Genomic DNA, 26,959 nt, shown 5'->3' on the forward strand with positions numbered 1-26,959 from the left:
TGCGGTCTTGAATGAGGTCGAAACTATTCATTCGATTCGGCCGTAGCTTCAAGACTTGTTCAGAAAAGGGAGCCCCGGCGAATGCCAGCTTTGCGAGACATCGCGCTCACGGTGGAGGAGCGTGGACCGAATCAATACTTCTGGGTCCTCCTGGAGGCGTTCAACAGCGACGCCGTCGAGACGATCCACTACCAGCGAATTCACATCGCCTCTGTGGCGCAGACCAGCTATTCCAGCGCGCTAGTGATGGGCGCGAATGCGCTGCGCAAGCTGGTCGACTCGAACTCGACGCGGCTCGACACCGGCTTCTAGCGGCAAAAGAAAAGCCGCCCGGCGAGTGGCTCGCCGGGCGGCTTTTTTTCAGTTCAGCCTCAGTCGCTGGCTTTTTGCGAATAGACCTTCTCGCCCGCCAGCCAGGTTTCGAGCACCTTCGTCTTCCACAGGTTGGCTGGCGCGATCTTGAACGGATCCTGGTCGACCACGATGAAGTCGGCCCACTTGCCCGGCTCGAGCGATCCGATGGCCTTCTCCTGGTGCTGCGCGTACGCGGCATCGAGCGTGAAGGCGCGGAATGCCTGGGGCAGCGTCATCGCTTCTTCAGGATGCCAGCCCTCGATGGGCTTGCCTTCGTGATCGGTGCGCGTCACGGCGGCGTGCAAGCCGAAGAACGGGTTGGCCGACTCCACCGGAAAGTCCGACCCGCCGGCGATCACGGTGCCTTGCTTCAGGATCGTGCGCCAGGCGTAGGCGCCCTTGATGCGCTCCTTGCCGACGCGGTCTTCCGCCATGTTCATGTCGCTCGTGGCGTGCGTGGGCTGCATCGAGGCGATCAGGCCCAGCGACTTGAAGCGTGGGATGTCCGACAGCGCCACTACTTGAGCGTGCTCGATGCGGTTGCGCTGCTCGATGCCGCCGCCGTCCTTGTAGGCGGCCTCGAAGGCATTCAGGATCTGGCGGTTGGCCGCATCGCCGATGGCGTGCACGTTGACCTGGTAGCCAGCCTTGAGCGCGGTCTTCATCTTGGCCTGGACCGTGGCATCGTCCATGAACAGCAGGCCCTTGTTGCTGTGATCGTCCGAATAGGGTTCGAGCAGCGCTGCACCGCGGCTGCCCAGCGCGCCGTCGGCATAGAGCTTGACCGAACGCAGGTTGAAGCGATCGTCCGCGTAGCCCTTCAGTGGGCCGTTGGCGGACAGCACCTTGAAGTCGTCGGCCACATCGCCAATCATGGCGTAGACGCGAGTCGTGAGCTTCTTCTGGTCGGCGAACTCGCGGTAGATCTTCACCTCGTTGGCCGTCACGCCGGCATCACCCACGCCAGTGAGGCCCAGCGAGCCGAAGTGGCGCAAGGCGGAGTTGAGCGCGATGCGACGCTCATCGTCGGAGTACGGTGGCATGACCTTGACGAGCAGCGCCTGTGCCTTGTCGACGAGCACGCCGCTCGGATTGCCGTTGGCGTCGCGTTCGATGCGGCCGCCCGCGGGATCGGGCGTATCGCGCGTGATGCCCGCGAGTTGCAACGCCTTGGTGTTGGCCCAGGTCGCGTGGCCGTCCACGCGGCGCAGCGTCGCGGGGCGGTCGGCGATGGCGACGTCGAGTTCGGCCGCGGTTGGGAAGCGGCCGAGTTTCCAGATCACCTGGTTCCAGCCCTGACCCATGATCCACTGGCGCACCGGGTTGGCTTCGGCGTAGGCCTTGATGCGGGCCTGCGCTTCCTGCAGGGACTGGGTGCCCGTGACCGCGACTTCGCTCGTGCGGAAGCCGATGCGAAACACGTGGCCGTGGGCGTCGATCAGGCCCGGCAGCAGGGTCTTGCCCTGGCCGTCGATGCGGCGGGCGTCGGGATACTGCTTGGCGAGCGCAGCCGCATCGCCGACGCCGAGCACCTTGCCCTGGTCGAAGACCAGGCCGGTGAAGGACGTCAGCTTGTCCTGGCTGAAGGTGTAGCCCTGCACGTGGTCAACCAACGTCGGTGCGGCCTGGGCCGAACCGGCCGCGAGGGCGGCCGCGGCAGCCAGCGCCGCCAGGGGTTGCAAGAGGTGTTTTTTCATTGGAGTTCTCCTTGGTTATGGGATCTGCGAACCGGGCGTCGCCGGTCGCGGGAAGTACATGTCGGCGTAGGCCACGATGCGGGTCTTGCGCACCATCCGGTAGCCCAGCCACATCGCCAGAAAGATCGGAATCCCGATGTAGGTCGCCAGCACGGCAATCCAGTCGATGCGCCCGCCCATGAAGGCCGCGTAGTTCTGACCCAGCGTCACGATCAGGCACAGACCGAATGCGAACAGGGGGCCGTACGGAAAGAACGGCGAGCGGTACGGCAGCATGGCCAGGTCGAGGCCCTGCGCCATGAAGCCTTTGCGGAACCGGTAGTGGCTGATGGCAATACCCAGCCACGCGATGAAGCCCGTCATTCCCGACAGATTGAGCAGCCACAGATAGACGCTCTGGCTTTCGAACATCGACGTGAGGAAGCACAGCGCGCCGACCAATGCGGTCGCCAGCAGCGCATAGAGCGGCACGCCGTTGCGGGTCAGTCGGGCAAAGCAGCGCGGCGCCCGCCCGTCGACGGCGAGATTGAAGAGCATCCGCGTCGACGCATACATGCCGGAATTGCCAGCCGACAACACGGCTGAAAGAATCACTGCATTCATCACGCTCGCGGCAAAGGCCATCCCCGCGCGTTGGAACACGAGCGTGAAGGGACTCACGCTGACCGCGCCGATGTCCGTCTTGATCAGGTTCGGGTCGGTGTACGGAATCAGAATGCCGATGACCAGAATGGCCAGAACATAGAACAGCAGGATGCGCCAGAACACTTGCCGCATGGCGCGCGGAATGGTCCGGCCGGGATCCTTGGATTCTCCAGCGGCCACACCGATCAGTTCGGTGCCCTGGAACGAGAAGCCGGCGATCATCGCGACGCCGATCATGGCCGGCAACCCGCCCACGAAGGGCGCGTCGCCCACCGTGAAATTCGAGAGCCCCGGAGAACGCTCGCCGTTCATGATGCCGAAGATCATCAGCGTGCCGATCGCGATGAAGGCCACGACTGCCACCACCTTGATCAGTGCAAACCAGAATTCCGCCTCGCCGAAGCCGCGCACGGAAATCGCGTTGAGCAGGAACATCACCGAAAGGAACAGCGCGCTCCACATCACGCCCGACGTGCCCGGAAACCAGTACTGCATGACCAGTTGCGCGGCGGCCAGTTCGACGGCGATCGTGACGGCCCAGTTGTACCAATAGTTCCACCCCAGCGCGAAGCCGAAGCCCTCGTCCACATAGAGCGCACCGTAGGTGGCGAACGACCCCGACACCGGCATGTAGGCCGCGAGTTCACCCAGGCTGGTCATGAGGAAGAACACCATCGCGCCGATCAGCAGGTACGCCATCAGCGCCCCGCCCGGCCCGGCCTGCGACACGCTGGCGCCTGATGCGACGAACAGGCCGGTTCCGATCGATCCGCCGATCGCGATCATCGTCAGGTGTCGTGCACCCAAGGCCCGGCGCAAAGTCGGCGCGGCCGATTCTTTGTCAAGGGAAGCAAGTGTCTCGGGAGCCGCTGTTGTCGTTTGCATACGCAATTTTCTGTTTGATGCTCGAGACACCGACATCAAACCCGACGATCAGCGCAAAAGCGCCGGGAGTCTACCAGCCCGCCCGAAGCCAGATTCGGACGGGTCGCGTGCATACCTCTTATTCCAAATCGCGCAAACGGGTGGCTGCGACCTGCGCCTTGCCTGCCACGCCGTCAGCCACCGGGCCGGCGTCCCAGCTTCCACCAATGGCACGGATCAAGCCGACCGTCGCCTGGTATTGAGCCGACCTGACCTGCAGCGCCTGCCGGCGGTTCTGCAGTTCCTGTCTACGGGCATCGAGAAGGTCCAGTTGGCTGACCAACCCGTTGCGGTAGCGCGAATCCGACAAGGTGGTCGCACGGGTCGCCGACGCTACCGCCTTGGCCTGCACGCCCGACTGCTGTTCGAGGATCCGCAGCGAAGAGAGCTGATCCTCCACCTCCTTGAAGGCGACGAGCACCTGCGACCGGTAGTTCGCCAGCGCACCGTCGAGCTGCGCCGAGGCGTTCTGCACACCCGCTTCACGGCGTCCACCATCGAAGATCGGCAACGCGAGCAATGCGCCGATGCCCCATGACCGCGCCGACCACTTCACGAGGTCGCTGAAGTCCGAGGTCGCATAGCCGCCGCCCGCGGTCAATGCAATGTCCGGAAACCAGGCCGCCTGCGCGACGCCGACGCGTGCCTGCGCCGCGAGCACCGCCTTCTGCGCGGCGGAGATGTCAGGCCGGCGCGTGAGCACCGTCGCCGGCACACCCGGCGGGATCGTGGGCAGGGCGGTCGACCAATCGGTCGTGTCGACGCCGAAGTCCGACGCCACATCGCCGGCCAGCACCGCCAGTGCGTGCTCGAGTTCGGCACGCCGCCGGTCCAGCGTCATCCCATCGGATTCGGTGGAAGCGACTTCGGTCTCCACGCGCGCCACGTCGAGTTCGGCCACGTCACCTGCCCGCTGGCGGCTCTGCGTGAGCTTCAGGGTGTCGCGATAGGCCTCGACCGTGTCCCTCACCAGCGCGCGCTCGGCATCGAGTGCACGCAAGGCGAGATAGGTCTGCGCCACCTCGGCTTCGACCAGTAGGCGAGTGCTCTGCAGAAGGCCGTCGCGGGAATCGGCATCGAGCCGTGCCGCATCGCTGGCGCGCGACAGTTTGCCGAAGAGATCCAGCTCGTAGGAGAGTTCCAGCCCTGCCGTGAACAACGAAGACGGCCTGGGCGTCAGGTTGCGGTCGAGGCCGGCACTGCGCACGCCACCTGCGACCGCGTTCACCTGCGGTGCGCGATCCGCATCGGCATTGCGCGCCAGTGCACGAGCCTCGGCCAGGCGCGCCGCCGCGACCTGGATGCTGGTGTTGCGGGCATCGGCGCTCGCGATCAGCTTGTCCAGCACCGGATCGTTGAACGCACGCCACCATTCGCCGCGCGGCTGCGCCTCTGCGGGCTGTGCACGGGTCCATGCGCCTTCAGGAGCGACCGCGGCCTGTTCCTTGAACTGCGCCGGCGGGGTGAAGGTCGGCAGCTCCGTCGGCGTGCTGGCGCATCCGGCGAGCACCAGTGCTGCCAACAGCGGCAGCAACGCAGCACGCCACCGCGGACCTTGGGATGAGGAAGTCTGTTTCATGATGAGCTTTCTTGACGTTCTGGAGTGAAGCCCCGAGGGACTCACTCGATGGCCTTCAGAGGCGCCGCGGGCGACGGCCGAAGCGAGCCGCCGCCGGCCGCACCGACATGCTCGGCTGCCACGGGTTGATCCGCCGACACGAACGCATCCCCATGCGGCACTTCACCGTGCAGCTTGAGCGGACGGTTGCCGGTCATGCGACGCAACAGCACATAGAACACCGGCGTGAGGAACAAACCGAAGGCCGTCACGCCGATCATTCCGGAGAACACCGCGATGCCCATGGCCTTGCGCATCTCGGCGCCCGCGCCGCTGGAAAGCACCAGCGGCAGCACACCCATCACGAAGGCCATCGAGGTCATCAGGATCGGACGCAGCCGCAGCCGGCTCGCCTCGATGGCCGCCTGGATCGGCGTTCGCCCGGCAAACTCCAGCTCGCGCGCGAACTCGACGATCAGGATCGCGTTCTTCGCCGACAGCCCGACCAGCACCATCAGCCCGATCTGCGTGAAGACGTTGTTGTCGCCGTGGGACAACCACACGCCCGTCATCGCGGCTAGCAGCCCCATCGGCACGATCAGGATGATCGCGACCGGCAAGGTCAGGCTCTCGTACTGTGCGGCGAGCACCAGGAACACTAGCAGGATGGCGAGCGGGAACACCCACAGCGCTGAATTGCCGGCCAGGATTTCCTGGTAGGTCAGCTCCGTCCATTCGAAGCCGATGCCCTTGGGCAGCGTCTCGGCAGCGATGCGTTCGATCGCGTCCTGCGCCTGGCCCGACGAGAAGCCTGGGGCCGGACCGCCGTTGATGTCGGCCGAGAGGAAACCGTTGTAGCGCATCGCACGCTCCGGCCCATAGCTGGGTTGGATGTTCATCAGTGCCGACAGAGGCACCATCTCGCCACTGGCCGAACGCACCTTGAGCAAGCCGACGTCCTCGGCGCGGGCGCGGTAAGGCGCGTCGGCCTGCACGCGCACGCTGTAGGTGCGGCCGAAGCGGTTGAAGTCGTTCGCGTAGAGGCTGCCGAGGTAGATCTGCATGGTGTCGAACACGTCCGTCACCGACACGCCGAGCTGGCGGGCCTTGGTGCGGTCGATGTCGGCATAGAGCTGCGGCACGTTGACCTGCCAGCTCGTGAACATGCCGGCGAGTTCCGGCGCCTGCGAGGCCTTTGCCATGAACGCCTTGACCGCGCCGTCCATCGCCGCGTAGCCGAGCGAGCCACGGTCTTCCAGTTGCAGCTTGAAGCCGCCCGTCGTCCCGAGGCCCTGCACCGGCGGCGGCGGGAAGATCGCGATGAAGGCATCCTGGATCTGGCTGAACTGCCCATTGAGCTGGCCCGCGATCGCACCGGCGCTGAGGTTTGCCGCCTTGCGTTCGTCGAAGTCCTTCAGGCTGACGAAAACGATGCCGGAGTTCGAGCTGTTGGTGAAGCCATTGATCGACAGGCCCGGGAAGGTGATGGCGTGTTCGACGCCTGGCTGCTTCATGACGATATCGTTCATGCGACGCGTCACTTCTTCCGTACGGTCGAGCGTGGCACCGTCGGGCAGCTGCGCAAAGCCGATCAGGTACTGCTTGTCCTGCGCCGGGACGAAGCCGCCGGGCACCGCCTTGAAGAGCCCGAAAGTCACGGCCACCAGCGCGAGGTAGATCACCATCATCAGCGCCTTGCGCGAAATGGCACCCTTCACGCCAGTGCTGTAACCCTCGGCGCCGCGATGAAAGATGCGGTTGAAGCCGCGGAAGAAGCCACCGAACACGCGATCCATGCCGCGCGTCAACGCGTCCTTGGGCGCGTCGTGGCTGCGCAGCAGCAGCGCGGCGAGCGCGGGCGACAAAGTCAGCGAGTTGACGGCCGAGATCACGGTCGAGATCGCAATAGTCAATGCGAACTGCTTGTAGAACTGCCCGGTGAGGCCGCTGATGAAAGCCAGCGGCACGAACACCGCCACCAGCACCAGCGCGATCGCGATGATGGGTCCCGACACTTCGCGCATCGCGCGGTAGGTCGCCTGGCGCGGACTCAGCCCGGCCTCGATGTTGCGCTCGACGTTCTCGACCACCACGATTGCGTCGTCCACCACGATACCGATCGCGAGAACCAGTCCGAAGAGACTCAGCGCGTTGATCGAGAAGCCGAAGAGATGCATCACCGCGAAGGTGCCGATCACCGAGATCGGCACAGCAAGCAGCGGGATGATCGAAGCGCGCCACGTCTGCAGGAACAGGATCACGACCAGCACGACGAGCGCGATCGCTTCGAGCAGCGTGTGCACGACGGATTCGATCGAGGCACGCACGAACTGCGTCGGGTCGTAGACGATGCTGTAGTCGACACCATCGGGCATGTTCTTCTTCAGTTCGGCCATGGTGGCGCGGACATCGTTCGAGATCTGGATCGCGTTGGAGCCCGGCGCCGCGAAGATCGGCACCGCCACCGCGTCCTTGTTGTCGAGCAGCGAGCGCAGCGCATAGCTCGACGCGCCGAGTTCCAGCCGCGCCACGTCGCGCAGCCGCGTCACGGCGCCGTCGCCACCGGTCTTGACGATGATGTCGCCGAACTCCTCCTCGGTCTGCAGGCGGCCTTGTGCATTGATCGAGATCTGCATGTCCACGCCCTGCAAGCCGGGCGAAGCGCCCACCACGCCGGCTGCGGCCTGCACGTTCTGTTCGCGGATGGCGCGCACCACGTCGCTGGCAGAGAGGCCGCGCTGTGCCACCTTCTGCGGATCGAGCCAGACACGCATCGAGTAGTCGCCCGAGCCGAACAACTGCACGTCACCCACGCCCTGCACGCGCGCCAGCCGGTCCTTGACATTGAGCACCGCGTAGTTGCGCAAGTAGGTCATGTCGTAGCGGCCATTCGGCGAAAGCAAATGCACCACCATCGTGAGATCGGGAGAGCTCTTGATGGTCGTGATGCCGAGGCGGCGGACCTCCTCGGGCAGCCGCGGCTCGGCTTGCGAGACGCGGTTCTGCACGAGTTGCTGTGCCTTGTCGGGATCGGTGCCGAGCTTGAAGGTCACGGTCAGCGTGAGCAGGCCGTCGGTCGTCGCCTGGCTGCTCATGTAGAGCATGCCTTCGACGCCGTTGATCGATTCCTCCAGCGGCGTCGCCACCGTTTCAGCGATCACCTTCGGGTTGGCGCCGGGGTAGTTGGCGCGCACCACGACCGAAGGCGGCACCACCTCGGGGTACTCGGAGATCGGCAGCCCGCGCAACGCGATCAGCCCCGCGATCAGCATCAGCAGCGAGAGCACGCCGGCAAAGATCGGCCGGTCGATAAAGAATTTGGACAGATTCATGATGATTCTCCGAGAGCCCTGCGATCAGGACTTCGCGTCAGCCACGTGTTGGGCCGGTGGTTGCACTTCGGCCTTGGCGTCCATGGTCACGGTCTGCGGCGCCACGAGCGCGCCCGGGCGGATGTGCTGCAGGCCATTGACGACCACGCGCTCTCCGGCCTTCAGGCCCTTGGTCACGACACGCAGGCCATTGACCGGCACGCCCAGCGTCACCTCGCGGTACTCGGCCTTGTTGCCCTCGCCGACGACCATCACGAACTTCTTGTTCTGGTCGGTGCCCACTGCGCGTTCGTTGACCAGCAGCGCCGGTTCGCTGCGTGCCTGGCCCATGCGGATGCGGGCGAACTGGCCGGGGATCAGCGCGCCATCCTTGTTGTCGAAGGCTGCGCGCACGCGCACCGTGCCACTCCTGGCATCGACCTGGTTGTCGATGAGCTGCAGACGGCCTTCATAGGGCGTGCCGTCGATGCCGGCGGTGCCCATCTGCACGGGGATGCCTTCGATGCGCGTGCGCGCGCTCGCGCCGCCGGGCAGATCCTTCAGCGCGCGGACGACGATCTGCTCGTCGGCATCGAAGCTCGCGTAGATCGGGCTCACGGACACCAGCGTTGTCAGCACCGGCGCACCGGGGCCGGCCGCAACGAGGTTGCCGACCGTCACTTCGAGCTTGCCAATGCGGCCCGCGACCGGGGCGCGCACTTGCGTGTAGCCCAGGTTCAGGCGTGCGCTCTGCAGCGAGGCCTGCGCCGCGCGCAGGTTGGCTTCGGCTTCGCGACCGGCGTTGGTGCGCTCGTCCAGTTCGCGCTGTGCAATGGCCTTCTCATCCCAGAGGCGGCGTGCGCGTTCCTGCTCGCTGCGGGTGAACGACACCCTGGCCTGGGCGGAGGCCACCTGCGCCTCGGCGCGTTCCACTTCAGCCGCGTAGGGCGCGGGGTCGATGGTGATCAGCAATTCACCCTGCTTCACCAAGGTGCCCTCGCGGAAGTGCACGGCCTGCACGGCACCCGCCACGCGGGACCGGACGTCGACCCGTTCGACGGCTTCGAGGCGACCGGAGAACTCGTCCCAGGTATTGACTTCGGTCGCGGCCACCGTGGCCACCGAGACCTGCGTAGCGCGCGGGGCCGAAACGGCCGCGGCGTCGTTGGCCTCCGCATTGAAACCATGGAAGCCGAGCGCGGCGGAGGCGATCGCCACCAGTGCGGTGACGCCGGTCACTGCGGGCCAGAGGCCGCGGCGGGCCGTCGAGGAAAGCTTGGGGTTCGTCATGATTGAAAGGTCCTTTTGGTGACTCTCGGGATGCAAGGCGCCCTCCCGCGCGGATAGCGCAGGACAGCGGGGAAAACGAAAATCGGATGGGAGCGCGTCGCCGGGGGCACTGCGGACGGGCGGTCGCGCTGGCAAAGGCATCCCCCGCACAGCGGTTGTGTCGCCATGCAGATCGAGGTGCATTCACCTCACCTTCGGGGTGATCCCGCGCGACGGGATCCTTCAGTGCACGGGGCGCCGTGCTTCGCCGCTCAGTGGGGCGGCGGTGCCGCGCTGAAAAACTCGCGGAAGTGCTTCTGTACGACCGCCTCGCAGGCCGCACAACCTGAATCGTCCGGCTGATAGAGCGCTTCGGGCCAGTTCGATGCGCCGGGCAGCACGCTGCTGGTCACCGCAATCCCGGCGTCGCTCAGCCGCTTGGCGAAGTTCAGCGCCTCGTCGCGCATCGGGTCGTCCTTGCCGACGAGCACGAGTGTTCTTGCCAGCTCGGCCAGACGGAGCGACCCGCCGGGCACCGCGTACGGGTGCGTGGCATTCATCGGCCGGCTGAGGTACTCCTGCCAGCCCGAAGCCCACTTGCACTGGACGGCGTCACCCTTGGCCTGTCGCAGCGAAGGCGTGCCTGCGCACGGATCGAGCATCGGCGACAGCAGTATCTGCCCCGCCAGTGGCGGATGGGCCCTGTCGCGCGCCATCAGTGCGACCGCAGCCGCGAGGTTGCCGCCGGCTTCTTCGCCGGCCAGGAACAGCTGCGCTCCCCTGCCCGCCAGCTTCATGCGCTGCTTGTAAACCCATTCGAGCGCAGCAAAACCGACTTCGATAGGTTCTGGAAACGGAGCCTTGGGCGCCAATGGATAGTCCAGCGAAACGACCACAGCGCCCGCACCCGCCAGCAACCGGGCCACGTTGCGGCCGTTGTCCAGGTCGCCGCACACGAAGGTGCCGCCATGAAAATGCAGGACCAGCGGTGACGTGGTGCCCCGCACTCGCTCGCCGTACAGGCGCGCCAGCACGGGTTCGCGCTCCGGCAGTTCGATGCGGATGTCCGTTTCGGCCCCCCGCGCGGGAGCCGCGGAGGCTTCAGCAGTTGGCAGGGTTGGAAGGGTGGACATGGACGACCTCGGTGGCTGAACGATGGGTTGAATATAAGACGTCGTTGATATGCTTCAACAAGATCACGGACCTCACTCTGTTTCCAATCGACTAACAATCGCCTCAAAAGGCCGTGTGAGAATTCCGCTCCCCCCGGCCCCCGGGCCACCCCAGGAGCAGCATAGATGGATCAGATCCAGGCCATGCGGATTTTTGTCCGCGTCGTCGAAGCAGGTACGTTCACGCGCGCCGCCGATTCGCTCGGCCTGCCCAAGGGCACGGTCACCAAGCAGATCCAGGCGCTGGAGTCGCGCCTGCACGTGAAGCTCCTGAACCGCACCACGCGCCGGGTCACGGTCACGCCTGACGGCGCGGCGTACTTCGAGCGCACCGCGCGCCTGCTGAACGACTTCGACGACATCGAGGCCAGCATGACCAATGCACAGGCCAACCCCACGGGCCGGCTGCGCATCGATGTGGGGTCGTCGATGGCGAGGCTGGTCATCCTCCCTTCCCTGTCGACCTTCTGCGACCGATACCCCGACATCCAGGTTGACGTGGGCGTGAGCGACCGTACGGTCGACCTGATCACCGACAACGTCGATTGCGTGATCCGCGGCGGCGAACTGGCCGACCAGTCTCTGGTGGCGCGCCGCATCGGCAACCTGCCCTGGATGACCGTGGCCTCACCGGCCTACCTCAAACGCTACGGCGCACCGCAGCATCCGACCGACATCGAGAAGCGCCATCTGGTGGTGAGCTTCTTCTCCGGCAGCACACGCCGTGTATACCCGCATGAGTTCCAACGTGGCGACGAGCACTTCGAGATCGCAGGACCTTACCGAGTGTCGGTCAACGACAGCAACGCGCATATGACCGCGGTGCTGGGTGGCTTCGGCCTTTCGCAGGTCATTACTTATATGGCGGAGCCCTACATCGCCAGCGGCGAGCTCATCGAGATCCTGCCGGACTGGAAGCGGCCGCCACTGCCCGTGCACGTCGTCTATCCGCCCAACCGCCATCTGAGCGCCAAAGTCCGCGCCTTCGTCGATTGGGCCGCAGACCTGTTCGCGAAGCACCCGCAATTGCAGCGGGTCTAAGGGCACCTGGAGCCGGGCCAGGGTTCTTCGACACGTTTGACATCCGTCGGCGCTCAAGCGCAATATGCAGCGCATGTAGTCCGCTTGGAGAGTTCGATGAACATGAAACTTCAGTTGCGCACGGCCGTGGCCGTGACATGCATGGCGCTGGCGATGGCGGCTGCGCCGGTCCGCGCGGCCGAGGTCCAGATGGTCACGGGTGAGCAGTGGACCCAATCGAGCGACGCCGTCAAGAAGGCGTATCTCGTCGGCCTCGCCAACATGGTTCAGGTCCAGACCGCCTATCAAGGCGCCAACCCGCCGACCGACGCGCAGAGCTTCATGCCGCGCCTCGCCAAGGGCATGCAGGGCCAGACGCTGGACGGGGTGCGCGAAAACCTAGACCGCTGGTATGCGGCGAACCCCACCAAGCTCAAGCGCCCGGTGCTCGACATCATCTGGTTTGAAATGGCCGTTCCCGGCCTGAAGAAGTGACGGAGCTGATGATGAAACGACTCGTATGGATGTCGGCCGTTGCGGCCATGACGCTCTTGGGTGCCTGCACGAACATGACGCCGCAGCAGCAGGGAACGATGAGCGGTGCCGGCATGGGTGCACTGGGTGGTGCAGGCATCGCCGCGATCGCAGGGGGCGACGCATGGACCGGCGCTGCGATCGGTGCCCTTGCCGGCGGTGTCGCCGGAAACATCAAGGGTGGACGGCAACAGCAATCCGGCTGGTGAGCGCTCAGGATCGCGACGCGATCCATGCCCGTTGCAGCGCAGCCTGGCTGGCCGGCGACAGCACTCCGAGCCGAACGTGACCTGGAATACCAAAGGAGGCGGTATCGCGCAGCTTGATACCTTCCACCCTCAGTTCGGACACGCGCGCCCCTGAATACGGCAGGTCCGGCTTCGCACAAAAATAGTTGGCGACACCGGGCTCGCACACCCAACCCAGCGATTCGCACAGCGCGCGCTGCTCCGCCTTCCACGCGCTGAGCTTGAGCCGGCTCTTGCCGAGCCATTTCTGAGTGCCCTCATTGATCCACGATTCGAGCAGTGCGACGCCATACGCGCCCAAGGGCCAGGAAGGCGCCAGGCGCTCGAGACGAGCGGCCATGTCCACGGCGCCCAGGGGCGCAATGGCATAGGCAGCGCGGATGCCCGTGAGGCCGAGGGCCTTGTTGGGAGTCCAGAGTTGCCAGATGCGATCGAGCTGGTCCCGGCCCAAGGCCAATGAACCCTGCAGTCGCAGCGGCTCGTAGGCCAAGTCGAGCACGCATGTCGCTTCCGCGTGCAATTGCGTCACGATATCCGCGAGTCCACCCGACTGGCCGAGCGGGCTGGATGGATCGCAGCACCAGACCAGATCCGCTGCGCTTGCCTCGGGCTCAGGCTCGAAGCGCCACGCGCTCGCGGCGCGGAGATAGTCGCCATAGCAATGCCGCGGCACCCAGACGCGCCGGCTGTCGCCCTGCGCGACGGCCGCGGTGATCCGGCCGATGAATTCGCTGGCGCTCGCAGCGATCACGATTCGCCGGATCTCGACCTGATGAAAGTGTGCGAGCCGCTCGCGCAGCGTCGTGTAAGCCGGGTCCGGATAGCGGCCGGCATCCACGCGCTGGAGCGCCAGCCGCGTTGCGGGGCAAGGACCGCAGGCGTTGGCATTCGTGGAGAAATCGTGCGGCGCCACGCCTTCGGCATCCGTGCCGCCGTGCAGAGACTCGAAGATATTGGATGAGTTCATCGTGATCCCCATGTCGCCATGGAACCCAAAGCCAGTGTGGCGCAAAGCGCCGACAGTGCGACCACTCGATTCCCCAATGCCACCGCGCGCAGCGTGTCGGATGCGACCGGCGGGCGTCCCGCCAGATTCAATACGTAGACGCCGGGCTTCGCGAGTCGCACGCCGAGCAACAAAGCCATTGCGGCCATCGGCCAACCGCTGTTGGGGGATGGGGTCTTTTGCGCTTCCGACCCGACCTCACACGTTCCCGGCCTCACGCCGGAGAAGAGAGAGCAGCATAGAAGCAGTAGCGCCGTGAGACGGGCCGGCAACCAGGAAAGCACATCGTCGGCCCGAGCGGCCCATTTGCCGGCCCACTCCCACCGTCGCCCCTCACGCTCGCCGCGATAGCCCCACATCGCGTCGGCCGTGTTGGCGAAGCGATAAACCGCCGCACCGGGCAGTCCGAAGAGCACGAACCAGAAGACCGGAGCGACCAGTGAGTCGTTGAGGTTCTCGGACAGCGATTCGATTGCGCTTTCGCGAACCTCGCTGGCGCTCAATGCGCTGACATCGCGGCTGACGAGCCTTGCGAGTTGCATGCGGCCAGTATCGAGCGAATGGCTGAGTTCGCCTTCGACCGCGGCCACTTCGTCTCGAAGCATGCGCCATGACAGCAGTGGTTTGAGCGCGAGGCCCGTCAGCAGCGCCCCCGCCCACGCCGGCAGATGTCGTGCGAAAGCAGCGGTCAGACACCAGGCCACGACCATCACCAGGACAGCGCCCGCACACCAGGCAACACTGCCAGCGGCAAAACGGGAGAGATCACGGGTTGCATCGGCGACTGCGGGCGGCGCGATGCGCCGGCCTGCCCAGCCCAGGTAGCAACCGATCCAGACCACGGGATGCCAGCGCGCGGGCGGCTCACCCAGCCAATGGTCGATGGCGAGGGCTAGCCAGAGGGCTGCGATCGACGCCAAGGCTGGCGCGCCCGCACCCCAGCCTTCCGCCAGAAAGGCAGGGAGCCATGCAGCGCCGAGCGCGTTGGTCACGAGGGTGGGCGGCGTCTAGTCTTCGATGCCGCGTTGGGCAGGGACGCCTGCCTTGAAGGCGTGCTTGATCATCTGCATCTCGGTGACCGTGTCTGCCAGTTCGATGATCTCGGGCGGGCAGCGGCGGCCGGTGAGCACCACGTGCACTTCCTTCGGCCGCGCACGCAGCGTTTCCAGCACGCCTTCGAGCGGCAGCCATCCGTAGATCAGCGGATACGTGATCTCGTCCAGTACGACCAGGAAATACTCGCCAGACAGAATCGACGCCTTCGCCTTTTCCCAGCCATCGCGGGCCAACTGGGCAGAATGCTCCAGGTCCTGGCTCTTCCAGCTGAAGCCGTCGCCCAGCCCTTCGATGGGGATGCCGATCTGCTCGAACATCCGGTGTTCGCCGAAGCGCGCCGTCGGCACCTTCATGAACTGGTAGATCTTCACAGCCTTGCCTCGGCCGTGCGCGCGCAGCGCCAGGCCAAAAGCCGCCGTGCTCTTGCCCTTGCCGTCGCCCGTGTTGACGATCACGACGCCGCGACGCTCGCCTTCAGGTTTCTCGTAGGGTTTTTCGCTGGGTGGGTTTTCGATTTGCATGAGTGAGGTCGATCAATTCGCTATCTGGGAACAGCCATCCAGTGGTCCGCAACCCGGTGAAGAACCACGCGCTGGTCGAACACCGCTTCGAGCGCGCGGTGCGTGGCCGGGTCGTCGCAAGCACCGTGGCGCAATACTCGGCCGTGCGCCATGACGACCATGGCGTCGGCGGCGAGCGCGGCGTTGAGTTCGTGAAGCACGCTGACCACCGTGCGACCTCCAGCGACGAGTTCACGCGTGGTCTGCATCCAGTCGGCCTGGTGCGGTGGATCGAGGTTGGCGAGCGGTTCGTCCATCAGCAGCACTTCGGCTTCGACGGCCAGGGCACGCGCGAGCAGTACGCGCTGACGTTCGCCGCCCGAGAGCTGGCCGAGAGGCCGGTCGCGCCAGTCCCAGGCTTGCGTGCTGCGCAGTGCGCGCTCGACCGCGGCGCGATCGGCTTCGCTCGGGGCGGCCAGCCAGCGCTGGTGCGGCAGCCGCCCCAGCATGGCGACGTCGTAAACCATGAGGTCGTCCGCGCTGCCCTCGCCCGCCCCGCCCTGGCCGAGCCACGACAGGCGCTGCGCACGTGCGCGCCCGGACAGCGCGCCGAGCGGCTGCCCGAGCAGCCGGACTTCACCGCCATGCGACAGCAATCCTGCCAGCACCTTGAGCAAGGTCGACTTGCCCGCGCCGTTGGGGCCGACGATGCTGGTCCAGCGGCCGGCTGCGAGGGCGAGATCGATCCCGTGCAGCACCTCCGTGACGCCCAACGTAGCGCTGACGCTTCGTGCCTCGAGCGCGAGCCCCCGCGTGATGGCCGGCGCGCTCACGTGCCCCCCCGCGCGCTACGCCGATGCATGAGCCACAGCAGATAGCCCCCGCCGAGCACAGCGGTCAACACGCCGACCGGCAGTTCCTGCGGCGCGATCAGCCAACGCGCGAGCAGGTCGGCTGCCATCAGCAACAGGCCGCCCATCGCGCTCGACAGGACGATCAGCCGCGCGTGTGTGGTTTTCACGGCCGAGCGCACCAGATGCGGCGCCGCGAGCCCGACGAAGGCGATCAGCCCGGTCTGCGCCACGGCCGCCCCCGTGGCCAGCGCCAGCACCGCGACCAGCGCGATGCGCATGGCGCCCAGGGGCAGGCCCAGGCTGCTGGCAGTCGCTTCGCCGAGCGACAGTCCATCGAGGACGGGCGCCAAGGCCCAGCCTAGCAACAGGCAGATCGAACCTAGTCCGCCCATCACGGCACAGGCGCCCCATCCGACCAGACCGGTGCTGCCGAGCATGAAGCCCTGGATGGCCTGAAGAATGTCGGCCGAGGCGATGGTGATGAGATCCTTCGCGGCACCGAGCACCACGCCGACGATCACGCCGGCGAGCAGCAGCCGCAGCGTCTGCTGCACGCCGCGCGCCAGCGCCAGTGTGAGCAACACCGCCAGCACCGCGCCAATGAAAGCCGCACCCGTCAGCCCGAGCCGCACGACCCACTGCGTGCTGAGGGGCGACACGCCGAACATCATCAATGCGATCGCCATGCCAAGCGATGCACCCGAGGAACTGCCCAGCAGATACGGATCGGCCAGCGGGTTGCGAAACAGTCCCTGCGCCACCGCGCCCGCCAGCCCGAGCAGCGCGCCCGCGAGCCATGCACCCAAGGTGCGCGGCAGACGGATGTCCCAGACGATCTGCAGCGCGACTGGATCGTGCCGCGCGGCGAGCACGCTCTCGAAGCCCGTGCTGCCGATGCCAGCACCCAGTACCAGCAACGCGGCGCCCAGCGCCAGCAGCACGATGCCCAACACCAGAGCGCGTCGATGCTGGCTCTTCACCTGCGCTGACCTCGTACGGCGGCGCCGGTCACGTCGACTTCTCCTGAAGGCATCGCGCCATCAGCCGCGCCGCTTCGCCCATGCGCGGGCCGGGCCGCACGAGCACGTCCGATTCAGCAGCCGTGAAACGGCAGATGCGACCTTCGCGCACCGCCCTGATACCGGCCCACCCCGGCCGCTGTTCCATCCCCTGCGCGCTGCGCTCACCGACCATGATCAAGTCGGGATTGGCGCGTACCACGAACTCGGGGTTGAGCTTCGGAAACGGGCCGAGCGAGGCCGGCACGATGTTCCGGACGCCGAGCCGTGCAAGCGTCTCGCCGATGAAGGAGGCCTCGCCCGCCGCATACGGAGTGCTGTTGACTTCGAAGTACACGCGCGTGTTCGTCGCAACGGGGGGCAGCGACTGCGCCGCCGCCGACACGCTGGCGTCGATGGCACTCCACACGCGTTGTGCGTCGTTGGTGCCCAGCACCTTGCCGAGTACGTCGAGCACGCGTCGCACATCGGCATGGCTCTTCGGTTCGAGCACCAGCACCTTGAGTCCCAGCGCTTCGAGCCGCTCGGTGACCCGCGACGACTTGGCGAGCAAAACCACGTCGGGCTTGAGCGCCACGACGGCCTCGACATTCGGGTCGATACCGCCGCCAACCTGCGGCAGTGCACGGACGGAATCGGGCCAGTTGGAATAGCGATCAACGCCGACCAGCCGCTCGCAGGCGCCCAGCGTGCAGACGGATTCGGTCAGCGAAGGCAGCAGGGTGACGATGCGCTGCGGGGGTTTGGGCAGGTCCACGTCGACACCGCGCTCGTCGGTCACGACGACCGCCTGCGCTGCCAAGGCCAGCGTGGCCGAGGCTCCGGCGAGGACAAGCCTTGCAAGAAAATTCATTCAGGACCTTTCAGGGTCAAGGGCAGCCCCGCCACCATCATCGTGACACGATCGCAAGCACCGGCCACCTCCTGGTTGAGGCGACCCAGTGCATCGACGAAGGCGCGCACCTCGCGGCCGAGCGGGATCACGCCCAGGCCGATCTCATTGCCCACCAGTACCAGCGGGCCGGCCGATTCCTTGATCGCGTCGAGCAAGTCGGAAACTGCCGAATCGACCGAAGGCGTCGCATCCGTTGGCCCATTCACCGGCATGAGCAGGTTCGTGAGCCAGAGCGTCAGGCAATCGACCAGCACCAGCGTCTGCGCGCTGCCGTGCTGGCGGATAGCTTGCGCGAGCGCGACGGGTTCTTCCACCGTAGCCATCGCAGGCACGCGCGCCGCACGGTCACTGCGGTGCCGCTCGATCCGCGCGCGCATCTCGTCATCGTGCGCGTGAGCCGTCGCGATCAGCACCGCTCGATGCGCAGGTGATTGCGAGAGCCACGCCGCGGCAATCTGTTCGCCCCGGCGCGATTTGCCGCTCTTCTGACCGCCGAGGATCAGCTCTCGGCAGGCGATGCTCACTTGGGTTGCCACCGCAAGGTCAGGTAGAAAGCGCGGCCGGGCTGGTTGTAGCCGTAGGCCGTTTCGTATTCCACGTCGCCTACGTTCGCGACGCGGCCCTGCAGCGACCACTCCCTCGCGAAGCGGTATTCCGCATAGAGGTCGACCGTGGTGTAGCTGTTGAGGAAGCGCAGGTTGGCGGCGTCGTCGAATCGACTGCCCACATAGAGCGCCGATCCGCCAAGCTTCCAGTCGCCCGCCGTGTAGTCGAGGCCAAGCGTCGCCTGGTCCTTCGAACGCCGTGGCAGCAGCTTGCCGGTGATCTCGTTGTGCGGATCGAGCGAGTCGTAGCTCGCATGCAGACCGACATCGCCGAACTGGCCGTCGTAGCTCAGCGTCGCACCCTGGATTCGCGCACGCGGAACGTTCTGCGGCAGCGTCTCGTTGGTGATGAAGCCGTCGATCTTGTTGTCGTAGCCCACCAGTTTCACGGTGTGCGCGCCCTGGGTCCAGGTGATGCCGACGTCGGTGTTCTTGCCCTCTTCCGGCTGCAGCGCCGGGTTGCCGAAATTCGGGAAGTAAAGCAGATTGAACGACGGGGCGACAAAGCTGGTGCCTTGCGAGATGCTGACTCGCCAGTTCGGCGTGATCCGGTAACCATAGCCAGCGAACCAGTTGTTGTTGTCGCCGAACTGCGAGTTGCTGTCGTGCCGCGCATTGAGCTGCCAGGTGTGCGGGCCGGCATAGCCGTTGAGGCCGACGAACGCGGAATTGATGGTGCGATCGGTCACCGTGTACGCCGTGTCACTGTTCACCTTCTGCTCGCGGCTCTCGAGCCCCGCTATCACCGTGCCGACCGGCGTGGCGATGTCGTTCTGCCAGAGGTACTGATTCTCTGTGGTCTCGAATAGGCCCGGCAAATCGAACGGGTTCGCCACGATGGCCCGGTTGTAGTCATCGCTGCGGGAATAGCGAAGCTGGGTGGTCCAGTTCGACATGACCTTGCCGCTTGCGCCGACGTAGGTCGTCTGCGTTCGCAAGGTGCCTCGGGTATCCCGGTTCGGCCCGTCGTCATAGTGGTTCAGGCCGTCCGCATACAGCAGGCCGGCATCGACCTTCCAGTCCGGATTGATCTGGTAGCCCAGCGAGGCATTGACCGCGCTTTGCGAAAACGGGTCTCGGTCAGGGTTGAAGTTGCCGAACTGCACCTTGCTGTTGGTCGCTGAGAAACTCTTGTCGATTGTGCGCTGGATGTCCAGGGAGTAGGTCGCGGCCCCCGATGCCCCGCTGAAGCCACCCGTGATCTGCTTGTAGCTGTCGGTGCCGATGGTGGCGGACGCGCGCGGGCTGAATACCGGGTCGCCCGCGTTGCCCTTGCGGGTGAATATCTGCACCACGCCGCCCACGGCATCGCTGCCGTACAGCGCCGATACGGGCCCCTTCACCACCTCGATGCGATCGATCATCTCGACGGGGATGTTGTCCCACGACGGCGTTCCGGCGGTGGCCGATCCGTAGCGCACACCGTCGATCAACAGGATGGTATGGCGTGCCTCGGCGCCGCGGATGAAGACGTTGCTCGTCTTGCCGCGGCCGCCGGTGGCCGACACCTGGACGCCCGCCAAGCGCGCCAGGATATCCGGCAGCGTGCGGTTGCCCAACTGCTCGATCTGCGCGCGCTCGATGACGACGGTGTCGGACACCAGTTCGTCGACGCGCGTCGGCGTACGGGTCGCGGTCACGACGGTTTCGGGGAGCGCGGGCGTCGTGCCTTGCGCGAAAGCCGGGAGCACGAGCGCCGCCAGGATCGGGGCGACCGACAAGGAAACGGCATGAGCGCGCGCGAACGGCCACGGCGAAGCGCACCGGGCGGCGCAGGTGGAGGGGACGCAAAATTTCATGGGAACGACAAAAGATCAATGTCCTTCACCGGCTTCCCCGCCGGTGCTTGGACGTCATGGCCGCGCGCATGCTTTCAGACATGCGGCAGCCGCCTCGTTGGCCGGTATCCGGGCTGGCAGCGCGGCCCTCGTCGCCTTCCCAGATGCCTGTTTCAGGGCATCCAGTGGCTGGTTGACGAGGGTGGCACCCGATGGGCGCCGTCTGCTTGACCGTTGCGGGGGCAGCGCAGGCTGGCTCGGCCCTGGGGGGTCTCGACTCCTGCTTCCCGTTGAACTGCGACGCGTGAACCGCGGCGCGAGCACCAACGCGCGGGATTTTAGGTGGAAACCCGCCACCGCCGGAATCTACAATCGCCCTCCATGCCTGCATCCAGCCGTATTGAACAGATCGCCGAGCGTGTCGAACGCCTGCTTGTGCGCCATGAAGAAGTACAGCGCACCAATGCGTTGCTGCAGGACCAGGTGGACGCGTTGACGCGCGAACGCGATGCGCTCAAGTCCCGGCTCGCCGCGGCGCGCACTCGGCTCGATGCCTTGCTCGAGCAGCTGCCGGCCGATCCCTCCCAAGACGCATCCTCTTCCTGATGAAACAAATCGAAGTCCAGATCATGGGCCAGAGTTACCTGCTCGGCTGCCCAGATGGCGGCGAAGCCCAATTGCGCGAAGCGGTCGAAAGAGTCGATGCCGCGATGTGCAAGATCCGTGACGCCGGCAAGGTCAAGGCGCGGGATCGGATCGCGGTCCTCGCATCGCTCAACCTGGCGTTCGACCTCGTGCAGCGCGAAGCCGCGCCTGCCCCGGCGCCCGCGGCAGCGGCCGATGCCGATGCTGGCCCCGATGACCCTCGTGCGTCGCAATTGATACAGCGTCTCGACCAGGCTCTCGCCGGCGACGGACATTTGTTGTAACTTGCCACGTGCGGCCGGCAAAGCCGGTTCCGCGGTGTTACCGATCTCGGTCGCCACAGATGGTTGCGGTGAGCGTAAAATCCATGGTGTCTGCGGTGCGCGTCGGGCTCTATATGTCCTTGTTCCAATGCTCTACGGAGCAGGGCTTGGTATATCGCTCGGCGGGTGTGATCATCTCGCGTCAGATGAACCCGAAGCCTTGCTGCCCTCGCCCACCTGAACCCCGGTTCAGGATGCGAGTCCGGCCCACACTCGCAGACACCTATTCATGACGGCCACGGCCCCTCCCACGGGGCCGTGGCTTTTTTCTGGACTCGCCCGCTTTCATGACGATCGAACCCATCCTGATCGCCGAACTCGCCCTGCTCGGCGTCGGCACCGGCTTTCTCGCAGGCCTGCTCGGCATCGGAGGCGGCATGCTGATGGTGCCCTTCCTCACGATCATCCTGGGCAACCGCGGCGTGACGGCCGACCTGGCGGTGAAGATGGCGATCGCTACCTCGATGGCGACGATCATCTTCACTTCGATCTCGAGCGTGCGCGCGCACCACAAGCGCGGTGCCGTGCGGTGGGACATCGTGCGGCGTCTCGCACCCGGCATCGTGATCGGCAGCCTGATCGGCAGCCTCGGCGTCTTCGCCCTGCTCAAGGGCACCGCACTCGCGATCTTCTTTGCGCTGTTCGTCGGTTTCTCGGCGACGCAGATGTTCCTCGACAAGAGGCCGAAGCCCACGCGCCAGATGCCGGGCACGGCCGGCCAACTGGGCGCAGGCGGCGCCATCGGCTTCATCTCCGGTCTGGTGGGTGCAGGCGGCGGCTTCATCAGCGTGCCCTTCATGACCTGGTGCAATGTCGCGATCCACAACGCGGTGGCGACCAGCGCGGCGCTGGGCTTTCCGATCGCGGTCGCCAATGTGGTCGGCTATGTGTGGAGCGGCCAGACGGTTCAGGGACTTCCTGAAGGCTCCTTCGGCTTCATCTGGCTGCCCGCCCTTTGCGTGATTGCGGTCTGCAGCTTTCTCATCGCGCCGCTGGGTGCCAAGGCGGCACACAGCCTGCCGGTGAGCAAGCTCAAGCGGATCTTCGCGAGCATCCTCTACGTGCTCGCCGCCTACATGCTCTGGAAGGGCCTGCACGGCTGAGCGAGCGGCGCGGACATCGGGCGCGGCTGCAAAAGCTTGACGCGACGCAAACACATTGCGCCGTGACTCGCTTAAAGTCTCGGCAACCCGTACTCAGGAGAACCCCATGTTCCAGCGCATCCTGGTTGCCACCGACGGCTCCCCGCTTTCGAAGAAGGCCGTGGCGAGCGCCATCGAGCTTGCCACGCAAAACGGCGCCGAACTGGTCGCGCTGACGGTCGTGCCCCGCTATCCCAAGAACTACTTCGACGGCGCCGCCGTCTTCGCGCCCGAGGACATCGCGCGCATCGAGAAGCAATGGGCGGAAGCCGCGCAGGAAACACTCGACGCCGTCGCCAAGCGCGCCAAGGCCAGCGGCGTGAAGATCAAGACCGTGACGGTCAGTTCCGACCTCGTGGCCGAAGCGATCGTCAACGCCGCGAAGAAGCACAAGAGCGACATGATCGTGATGGCGTCGCATGGCCGCAAGGGCATCAAGCGCCTGCTGCTCGGCAGCGAAACCCAGCACGTGCTCACACACTCCGAACTGCCGGTATTGGTGCTGCGCTGATCCCGGTTTATAACGAGGGCACGCGGCGCTTTTCGCCGCGGATTGCGCAACAACGAGAGGTAGTGCATGAAGATCCTGATCGCCGTTGACGGCAGCTCTCACACACAAAAGGCCATCGAATTTCTGGCCAGGCATCGGAACATGTTCGTCGATGGCAATGAACTGGTGCTGGTGCACGTGTGCATCGGCGTGCCCGGCCATGTGGCGCGCCATCTCAGCAAGGGCGTGATCTCGGAGTACTACACCGAGGAAACCGGCAAGGTGATCGATCCGGTCAAGGCGCTGCTCGCGAATCACAACATCACCAACTACACCATCGAACAGCGGCACGGCCACGCCGCAGAAGAGATCCTCAAGGCGGCCGAGGCAGCCAAGGTCGAGTTGATCGTGATGGGCACTCACGGCCACGGCATTTTCGGCCGCGCGCTGATGGGCTCGGTTGCCACCAAGGTGGTGGCGGAAACCGATATCTCCGTGCTACTGGTGCAATAAGCAGTGAGAAAAGGCGCGCGAAGGGGCCTCGGCCCCTGCCTTAACCGCCCTCGAAAAGGCGCTTGTGCTGCTCCCGAAGCAACGCTTTCTGCACCTTGCCCATCGCGTTGCGCGGAAGCTCTTGCACCACGAAGCAACGCTTGGGAATCTTGAAGTTCGCGAGCTTCGACTTGAGCTCCGCGATGATCGCCTCGCCATCGAGCGACGCACCCGCCCGGGGGATCACGACGGCGACCCCGACCTCGCCGAAGTCCGCGTGCGGCACGCCCACCAGGGCGCTTTCGGCGACGCCGGCCATCTCGTTGATGTAGCCCTCGATCTCAGCAGGGTAGACGTTGTAGCCGCCGCTGATGATCAGGTCCTTGCTGCGCCCGACGATCGTCACGTAACCGAGCCCGTCGACCTTGCCCACATCGCCCGTCTTGAAGTATCCGTCGGGGGTGAACTCCTCCTTCGTCTTCTCTGGCATGCGCCAATAGCCCATGAAGACGTTAGAGCCGTCCACTTCGATATGGCCGATCTCGTCGGTCGGGCACGCCTCGCCTTCGTCGTCCCGCACGCGAAGCTGCACACCCGGCAGGGGAAAGCCCACGGTGCCGCCGCGGCGCTCTCCCGAGACGGGGTTGTAGGGGTTGGAGGTGAGCATCACCGTCTCGCTCATGCCGTAGCGCTCGAGGATGGTGTGCCCCGTGCGCTCGCGCCATTCGTTGAAGGTCTCGATCAAGAGCGGCGCCGAGCCGGAAATGAAGAGGCGCATGTTGCCGCATGCCTTGCGCGTGAGGCCGCGCTCTGCAAGCATGCGGACGTAGAGGGTCGGCACGCCCATGAAAACCGTGGCCTCTGGCAAGCGGGCCACCACGCGCTTCGGCTCGAAGCGGTTGAGCCAGATCATCTTGCTGCCGCTGATGAGCGCACCGTGGATCGCGACGAAGAGCCCGTGCACATGAAAGATCGGAAGCGCATGGATCAGGACGTCGCCGCCCTCCTCCGCCGTTCGCCAGCCCCAGTAGTCCTTCAGCACTTCGGCATTCGACCGCAGGTTGCGATGCGTGAGCATGGCGCCCTTGCTGCGGCCCGTGGTGCCGCTGGTGTAGAGGATGGCGGCGAGGTCGTCGTCAGTCTTCTTCGCGACGGTGTGCCGGTCGCTGCATTGCGCGGCGACTTCGAGCAGGGTGCCCTTACGGTTTTCGTCGAGCGTGAACACATGTCGCGTGCCGGCCGCAGTGGCAACAGGCGCCACCCACGCGGCATTCGCGCTGCTGCAGACCACCACCTCGGGTTCGGCGTTGCCGATAAAGTATTCGATCTCGGCTTCGCGATAGGCCGTGTTGAGCGGCAAGAAGACGTAGCCTGCGCGCAGGGTGGCGATGTAGAGCAACAGGGCTTCGACCGACTTCTCGACCTGCACGGCAATGCGCGCGCCCTCCTGAAGCTTCAGTGCGTCGAGCAGGTTGGCAATCATCGCGCTGGCGCGGTCCAGGTCACGCCACGAATACAGGAGTCCGTCATCGGTCTCGATCGCGATCTGGTCGAGGTCGGACGGGAAAGCCGCGCGCAGTGCGGCGAAGAGATTGGCGTTGGTCGATTCGGTCATGGTGATTTCAGAAGACGGGTGCGCGCTTGGAGAGGAAGGCCGCGATGCCTTCGCGATGCTCCGCGGAGTCGGCATAGTCATAGGCGGCCGCGAGCAGCGGTGCGATCGATTCGTGCGCCGCGGATCGGCGAAGCGCGGCAAAAGTACGCTTGTTGAGTCTTGCGGCCTCGGGTGCCAACTCGGCAATGCGCTGCGCGTGGGCCAGCGCTTCGGCGGCCACTTCCGCATCGGGCATCACCCGCAACAGGAAGCCAGCGTCGTAGAGCCGATCGGCGCCGTGCACACTGGCGGCCAGCAGCATGTCGCGCGCCAGCGCATCGCCGATCGCGCCGTGCACGAGCGCCGCCTCGCGCGGGGCCATCGGAAAGCCCAGCTTCGCGATCGGCGCGCCGAACTTGGACGAAGTGCCCGCCAGGCGAATGTCGCAGCAGCTCGCAATTTCAAGTCCGGCACCCATGCAGGCGCCTTCGATTCGCGCCACCAGCGGCAGCTCGCAAGCCAGCATCGCAGCGAGCGCGGCCCACACTTCGTTCTCGTGAAACTCGCGCAGGCGCGTCTCGTCGAAACGGAAAGACGGGTACTCGGAAATGTCGCCGCCGGCACAGAAGGCGTCACCCTCCCCGCCAACGACGACGCAGCGCAGCGATGCGTCCTGCGCCAGTCCCTCGAAGACGGCGCGGAGTTCGCGCCACATGGCGCGCGTCATCGCGTTGAGCCTGCTCGCATTCGCGATCGTCACGAATGCGATCGGGCCCTCGCTGCGCAGCCTGATCGATGCTGTCATTCCAGCTTGGCTCCCGATTCCTTGACCACTGCAGCCCAACGCTTGATCTCCGAGTTCACGAACGCACCGTAGGCGGGTCCGGCCAGGCTGGGGATTTCCGATCCGTTGCTGGCCCAGATCGCCTTCAAGTCATCCGTCGCGAGCGCCTTCTTCATGTCGTCGATGATCTTCGTCTGCACGTCGGCCGGGGTGCCCTTGGGCGCCCAGAGGCCATACCAGGTGGTCACGGTGTAGTCCGGCAGACCCACTTCAGCGGCGCAAGGCACGTCGGGGAACGCCGGGTTGCGCTTGCTGCCGGCAACCATCAGCGCCTTGATCCGCCCCGCCTTGATGTGCTGAGCCGAGGAACCGAGTCCGTCGAACATCACGTCGACATTTCCGGCGATCAGGTCCTGCAGCGCAGGGCCGGCGCCCCTGTAGGGAATGTGGGTGATGAAGGTTCCGGTCTGCAGCTTGAACAACTCGCCCGCCAGGTGGTGCGAGGTTCCCGCACCGGCCGAGGCGTAGTTGAGCTTGCCAGGGTTCTGCTTGGCGGCAGCGACGAAGGCCTTGAGCGTCGTCGCGGTCACGCGCTTGGGATTGACCACCACCACCTGCGGCACATTGGCCAACAGGAGCAGCGGCACGAAATCCTTCTCGATGTCGTAGTCGAGCTTGGGATAGACCGACGGCGCAATGGCATGGTGCACGGCGCCCATGAAGAGCGTGTAGCCGTCGGGCTGCGCCTTGGCCGCGATGCTGGCACCCAAGGTGCCGCCGGCGCCGCCCCGGTTGTCGATCACCAGCGTCTGGCCCGTGATGCGGCTGAACTGTGCGGACAGCGGCCGTGCGAAGGCGTCGGTACCACCGCCCGCCGGGAATGGAACGATCATCGTCACCGGCTTGGTGGGCCAGGTAGCCTGGGCCCATGCGCCGCCGGACAGCGCTGCGGCGGTGGCTGCGGCAAGGCGCAATACGTCGCGCCGCTGGAAATTGGGGGTCATTGCTTGTCTCCTGTCGTTGTGAACTCTCGTGCGCCGGGGC

Annotated in this window: 26 protein-coding genes and 1 riboswitch; of the genes, 9 read left to right on the forward strand and 17 right to left on the reverse strand. The window is 65.7% G+C overall.

Annotated elements, in window-relative coordinates:
• Nucleotides 1-81: 81 nt before the first annotated feature.
• A complete protein-coding gene (locus QTI24_RS06335; RefSeq protein WP_286599067.1) occupies nucleotides 82-312 on the forward strand; it encodes a hypothetical protein in 231 nt (76 codons plus the stop codon).
• Between the two features lie 59 nt (nucleotides 313-371).
• On the opposite strand, the gene QTI24_RS06340 is transcribed toward QTI24_RS06335, so the two are convergent.
• The 6 genes from QTI24_RS06340 to QTI24_RS06365 all read right to left on the reverse strand — a co-directional run bounded on the left by QTI24_RS06340 (nucleotide 372) and on the right by QTI24_RS06365 (nucleotide 10,891).
• Complete coding sequence (locus QTI24_RS06340) at nucleotides 372-2,051, reverse strand: amidohydrolase (RefSeq protein WP_286599068.1); 1,680 nt, start codon at nucleotides 2,049-2,051, stop codon at nucleotides 372-374.
• A gap of 15 nt (nucleotides 2,052-2,066) precedes the next feature.
• On the reverse strand, nucleotides 2,067-3,581 hold the full coding sequence (locus QTI24_RS06345; protein ID WP_286599069.1) for an amino acid permease: 1,515 nt from the start codon (nucleotides 3,579-3,581) through the stop codon (nucleotides 2,067-2,069).
• Between the two features lie 118 nt (nucleotides 3,582-3,699).
• Nucleotides 3,700-5,199 (reverse strand): efflux transporter outer membrane subunit, encoded by a 1,500-nt coding sequence (locus QTI24_RS06350; RefSeq protein WP_286599070.1) that lies wholly within the window; start codon nucleotides 5,197-5,199, stop codon nucleotides 3,700-3,702.
• Between the two features lie 41 nt (nucleotides 5,200-5,240).
• Entirely contained in the window at nucleotides 5,241-8,510 is a 3,270-nt protein-coding gene (locus QTI24_RS06355) for an efflux RND transporter permease subunit (RefSeq protein WP_286599071.1), read from the reverse strand.
• A gap of 24 nt (nucleotides 8,511-8,534) precedes the next feature.
• Nucleotides 8,535-9,779 (reverse strand): efflux RND transporter periplasmic adaptor subunit, encoded by a 1,245-nt coding sequence (locus QTI24_RS06360; protein WP_286599072.1) that lies wholly within the window; start codon nucleotides 9,777-9,779, stop codon nucleotides 8,535-8,537.
• 251 nt (nucleotides 9,780-10,030) lie between these two features.
• The gene (locus QTI24_RS06365; protein ID WP_286599073.1) at nucleotides 10,031-10,891 is read right to left on the reverse strand and encodes an alpha/beta hydrolase; all 861 of its coding nucleotides are present in this window, start codon (nucleotides 10,889-10,891) and stop codon (nucleotides 10,031-10,033) included.
• 165 nt (nucleotides 10,892-11,056) lie between these two features.
• Here QTI24_RS06365 and QTI24_RS06370 point away from each other — a divergent pair, with 165 nt between their 5' ends.
• The 3 genes from QTI24_RS06370 (at nucleotide 11,057) to QTI24_RS06380 (ending at nucleotide 12,693) form a co-directional block, all read left to right on the forward strand.
• Entirely contained in the window at nucleotides 11,057-11,971 is a 915-nt protein-coding gene (locus QTI24_RS06370; protein ID WP_286599074.1) for a LysR family transcriptional regulator, read from the forward strand.
• Between the two features lie 96 nt (nucleotides 11,972-12,067).
• Entirely contained in the window at nucleotides 12,068-12,445 is a 378-nt protein-coding gene (locus QTI24_RS06375; protein ID WP_286599075.1) for a hypothetical protein, read from the forward strand.
• A gap of 11 nt (nucleotides 12,446-12,456) precedes the next feature.
• On the forward strand, nucleotides 12,457-12,693 hold the full coding sequence (locus QTI24_RS06380; RefSeq protein WP_286599076.1) for a YMGG-like glycine zipper-containing protein: 237 nt from the start codon (nucleotides 12,457-12,459) through the stop codon (nucleotides 12,691-12,693).
• Between the two features lie 4 nt (nucleotides 12,694-12,697).
• Here the strand turns inward: QTI24_RS06380 and QTI24_RS06385 are convergent, their stop codons facing one another.
• From QTI24_RS06385 to QTI24_RS06420, 8 genes are read right to left on the reverse strand one after another with little or no spacing between them, the layout of a single operon-like run.
• A complete protein-coding gene (locus QTI24_RS06385; RefSeq protein WP_286599080.1) occupies nucleotides 12,698-13,699 on the reverse strand; it encodes an aminotransferase class I/II-fold pyridoxal phosphate-dependent enzyme in 1,002 nt (333 codons plus the stop codon).
• Complete coding sequence (cbiB, locus tag QTI24_RS06390) at nucleotides 13,696-14,691, reverse strand: adenosylcobinamide-phosphate synthase CbiB (protein ID WP_286599295.1); 996 nt, start codon at nucleotides 14,689-14,691, stop codon at nucleotides 13,696-13,698. The genes QTI24_RS06385 and cbiB overlap by 4 nt, the downstream gene beginning before the upstream one ends.
• Before the next feature lie 54 nt (nucleotides 14,692-14,745).
• A complete protein-coding gene (gene cobO / locus QTI24_RS06395) occupies nucleotides 14,746-15,315 on the reverse strand; it encodes a cob(I)yrinic acid a,c-diamide adenosyltransferase (protein ID WP_286599081.1) in 570 nt (189 codons plus the stop codon).
• A 20-nt stretch (nucleotides 15,316-15,335) separates the two neighbouring features.
• Entirely contained in the window at nucleotides 15,336-16,127 is a 792-nt protein-coding gene (locus QTI24_RS06400) for an ABC transporter ATP-binding protein (protein WP_503011208.1), read from the reverse strand.
• On the reverse strand, nucleotides 16,124-17,128 hold the full coding sequence (locus QTI24_RS06405; protein ID WP_286599082.1) for a FecCD family ABC transporter permease: 1,005 nt from the start codon (nucleotides 17,126-17,128) through the stop codon (nucleotides 16,124-16,126). The genes QTI24_RS06400 and QTI24_RS06405 overlap by 4 nt, the downstream gene beginning before the upstream one ends.
• 28 nt (nucleotides 17,129-17,156) lie before the next feature.
• Entirely contained in the window at nucleotides 17,157-18,020 is an 864-nt protein-coding gene (locus tag QTI24_RS06410) for an ABC transporter substrate-binding protein (protein ID WP_286599083.1), read from the reverse strand.
• The gene (gene cobU / locus QTI24_RS06415; protein ID WP_286599085.1) at nucleotides 18,017-18,586 is read right to left on the reverse strand and encodes a bifunctional adenosylcobinamide kinase/adenosylcobinamide-phosphate guanylyltransferase; all 570 of its coding nucleotides are present in this window, start codon (nucleotides 18,584-18,586) and stop codon (nucleotides 18,017-18,019) included. The genes QTI24_RS06410 and cobU overlap by 4 nt, the downstream gene beginning before the upstream one ends.
• On the reverse strand, nucleotides 18,583-20,388 hold the full coding sequence (locus QTI24_RS06420) for a TonB-dependent receptor domain-containing protein (RefSeq protein ID WP_286599087.1): 1,806 nt from the start codon (nucleotides 20,386-20,388) through the stop codon (nucleotides 18,583-18,585). Before QTI24_RS06420 ends, cobU begins: the two co-directional genes overlap by 4 nt.
• Nucleotides 20,389-20,548: 160 nt before the next feature.
• Nucleotides 20,549-20,787: riboswitch (cobalamin riboswitch) on the reverse strand.
• A 39-nt stretch (nucleotides 20,788-20,826) separates the two neighbouring features.
• Here QTI24_RS06420 and QTI24_RS06425 point away from each other — a divergent pair.
• The 5 genes from QTI24_RS06425 to QTI24_RS06445 all read left to right on the forward strand — a co-directional run bounded on the left by QTI24_RS06425 (nucleotide 20,827) and on the right by QTI24_RS06445 (nucleotide 23,558).
• The gene (locus QTI24_RS06425) at nucleotides 20,827-21,051 is read left to right on the forward strand and encodes a DUF904 domain-containing protein (protein WP_286566504.1); all 225 of its coding nucleotides are present in this window, start codon (nucleotides 20,827-20,829) and stop codon (nucleotides 21,049-21,051) included.
• Nucleotides 21,051-21,374 (forward strand): cell division protein ZapA, encoded by a 324-nt coding sequence (locus QTI24_RS06430; protein WP_286599088.1) that lies wholly within the window; start codon nucleotides 21,051-21,053, stop codon nucleotides 21,372-21,374. The genes QTI24_RS06425 and QTI24_RS06430 overlap by 1 nt, the downstream gene beginning before the upstream one ends.
• A 326-nt stretch (nucleotides 21,375-21,700) precedes the next feature.
• The gene (locus QTI24_RS06435; RefSeq protein WP_286599089.1) at nucleotides 21,701-22,516 is read left to right on the forward strand and encodes a sulfite exporter TauE/SafE family protein; all 816 of its coding nucleotides are present in this window, start codon (nucleotides 21,701-21,703) and stop codon (nucleotides 22,514-22,516) included.
• A 106-nt stretch (nucleotides 22,517-22,622) separates the two neighbouring features.
• Nucleotides 22,623-23,066 (forward strand): universal stress protein, encoded by a 444-nt coding sequence (locus QTI24_RS06440; RefSeq protein ID WP_286599090.1) that lies wholly within the window; start codon nucleotides 22,623-22,625, stop codon nucleotides 23,064-23,066.
• A 66-nt stretch (nucleotides 23,067-23,132) separates the two neighbouring features.
• Nucleotides 23,133-23,558, forward strand: a complete 426-nt coding sequence (locus tag QTI24_RS06445; protein WP_286599091.1) for a universal stress protein — start codon at nucleotides 23,133-23,135, stop codon at nucleotides 23,556-23,558.
• A gap of 40 nt (nucleotides 23,559-23,598) precedes the next feature.
• Here QTI24_RS06445 and QTI24_RS06450 read toward each other — a convergent pair whose 3' ends face one another.
• From QTI24_RS06450 to QTI24_RS06460, 3 genes are read right to left on the reverse strand one after another with little or no spacing between them, the layout of a single operon-like run.
• The gene (locus QTI24_RS06450; RefSeq protein ID WP_286599093.1) at nucleotides 23,599-25,152 is read right to left on the reverse strand and encodes a malonate--CoA ligase; all 1,554 of its coding nucleotides are present in this window, start codon (nucleotides 25,150-25,152) and stop codon (nucleotides 23,599-23,601) included.
• 7 nt (nucleotides 25,153-25,159) lie between these two features.
• The gene (locus QTI24_RS06455; protein WP_286599094.1) at nucleotides 25,160-25,936 is read right to left on the reverse strand and encodes an enoyl-CoA hydratase/isomerase family protein; all 777 of its coding nucleotides are present in this window, start codon (nucleotides 25,934-25,936) and stop codon (nucleotides 25,160-25,162) included.
• Nucleotides 25,933-26,919 carry a Bug family tripartite tricarboxylate transporter substrate binding protein gene (locus QTI24_RS06460; RefSeq protein WP_286599095.1) on the reverse strand — a complete coding sequence of 329 codons (987 nt, stop codon included), beginning with the start codon at nucleotides 26,917-26,919 and terminating at the stop codon, nucleotides 25,933-25,935. Before QTI24_RS06460 ends, QTI24_RS06455 begins: the two co-directional genes overlap by 4 nt.
• Between the last annotated feature and the right edge of the window lie 40 nt (nucleotides 26,920-26,959).

Origin of the sequence: Variovorax sp. J22P240 (genome assembly GCF_030316855.1) — a bacterium.
Lineage (GTDB): Bacteria > Pseudomonadota > Gammaproteobacteria > Burkholderiales > Burkholderiaceae_C > Variovorax.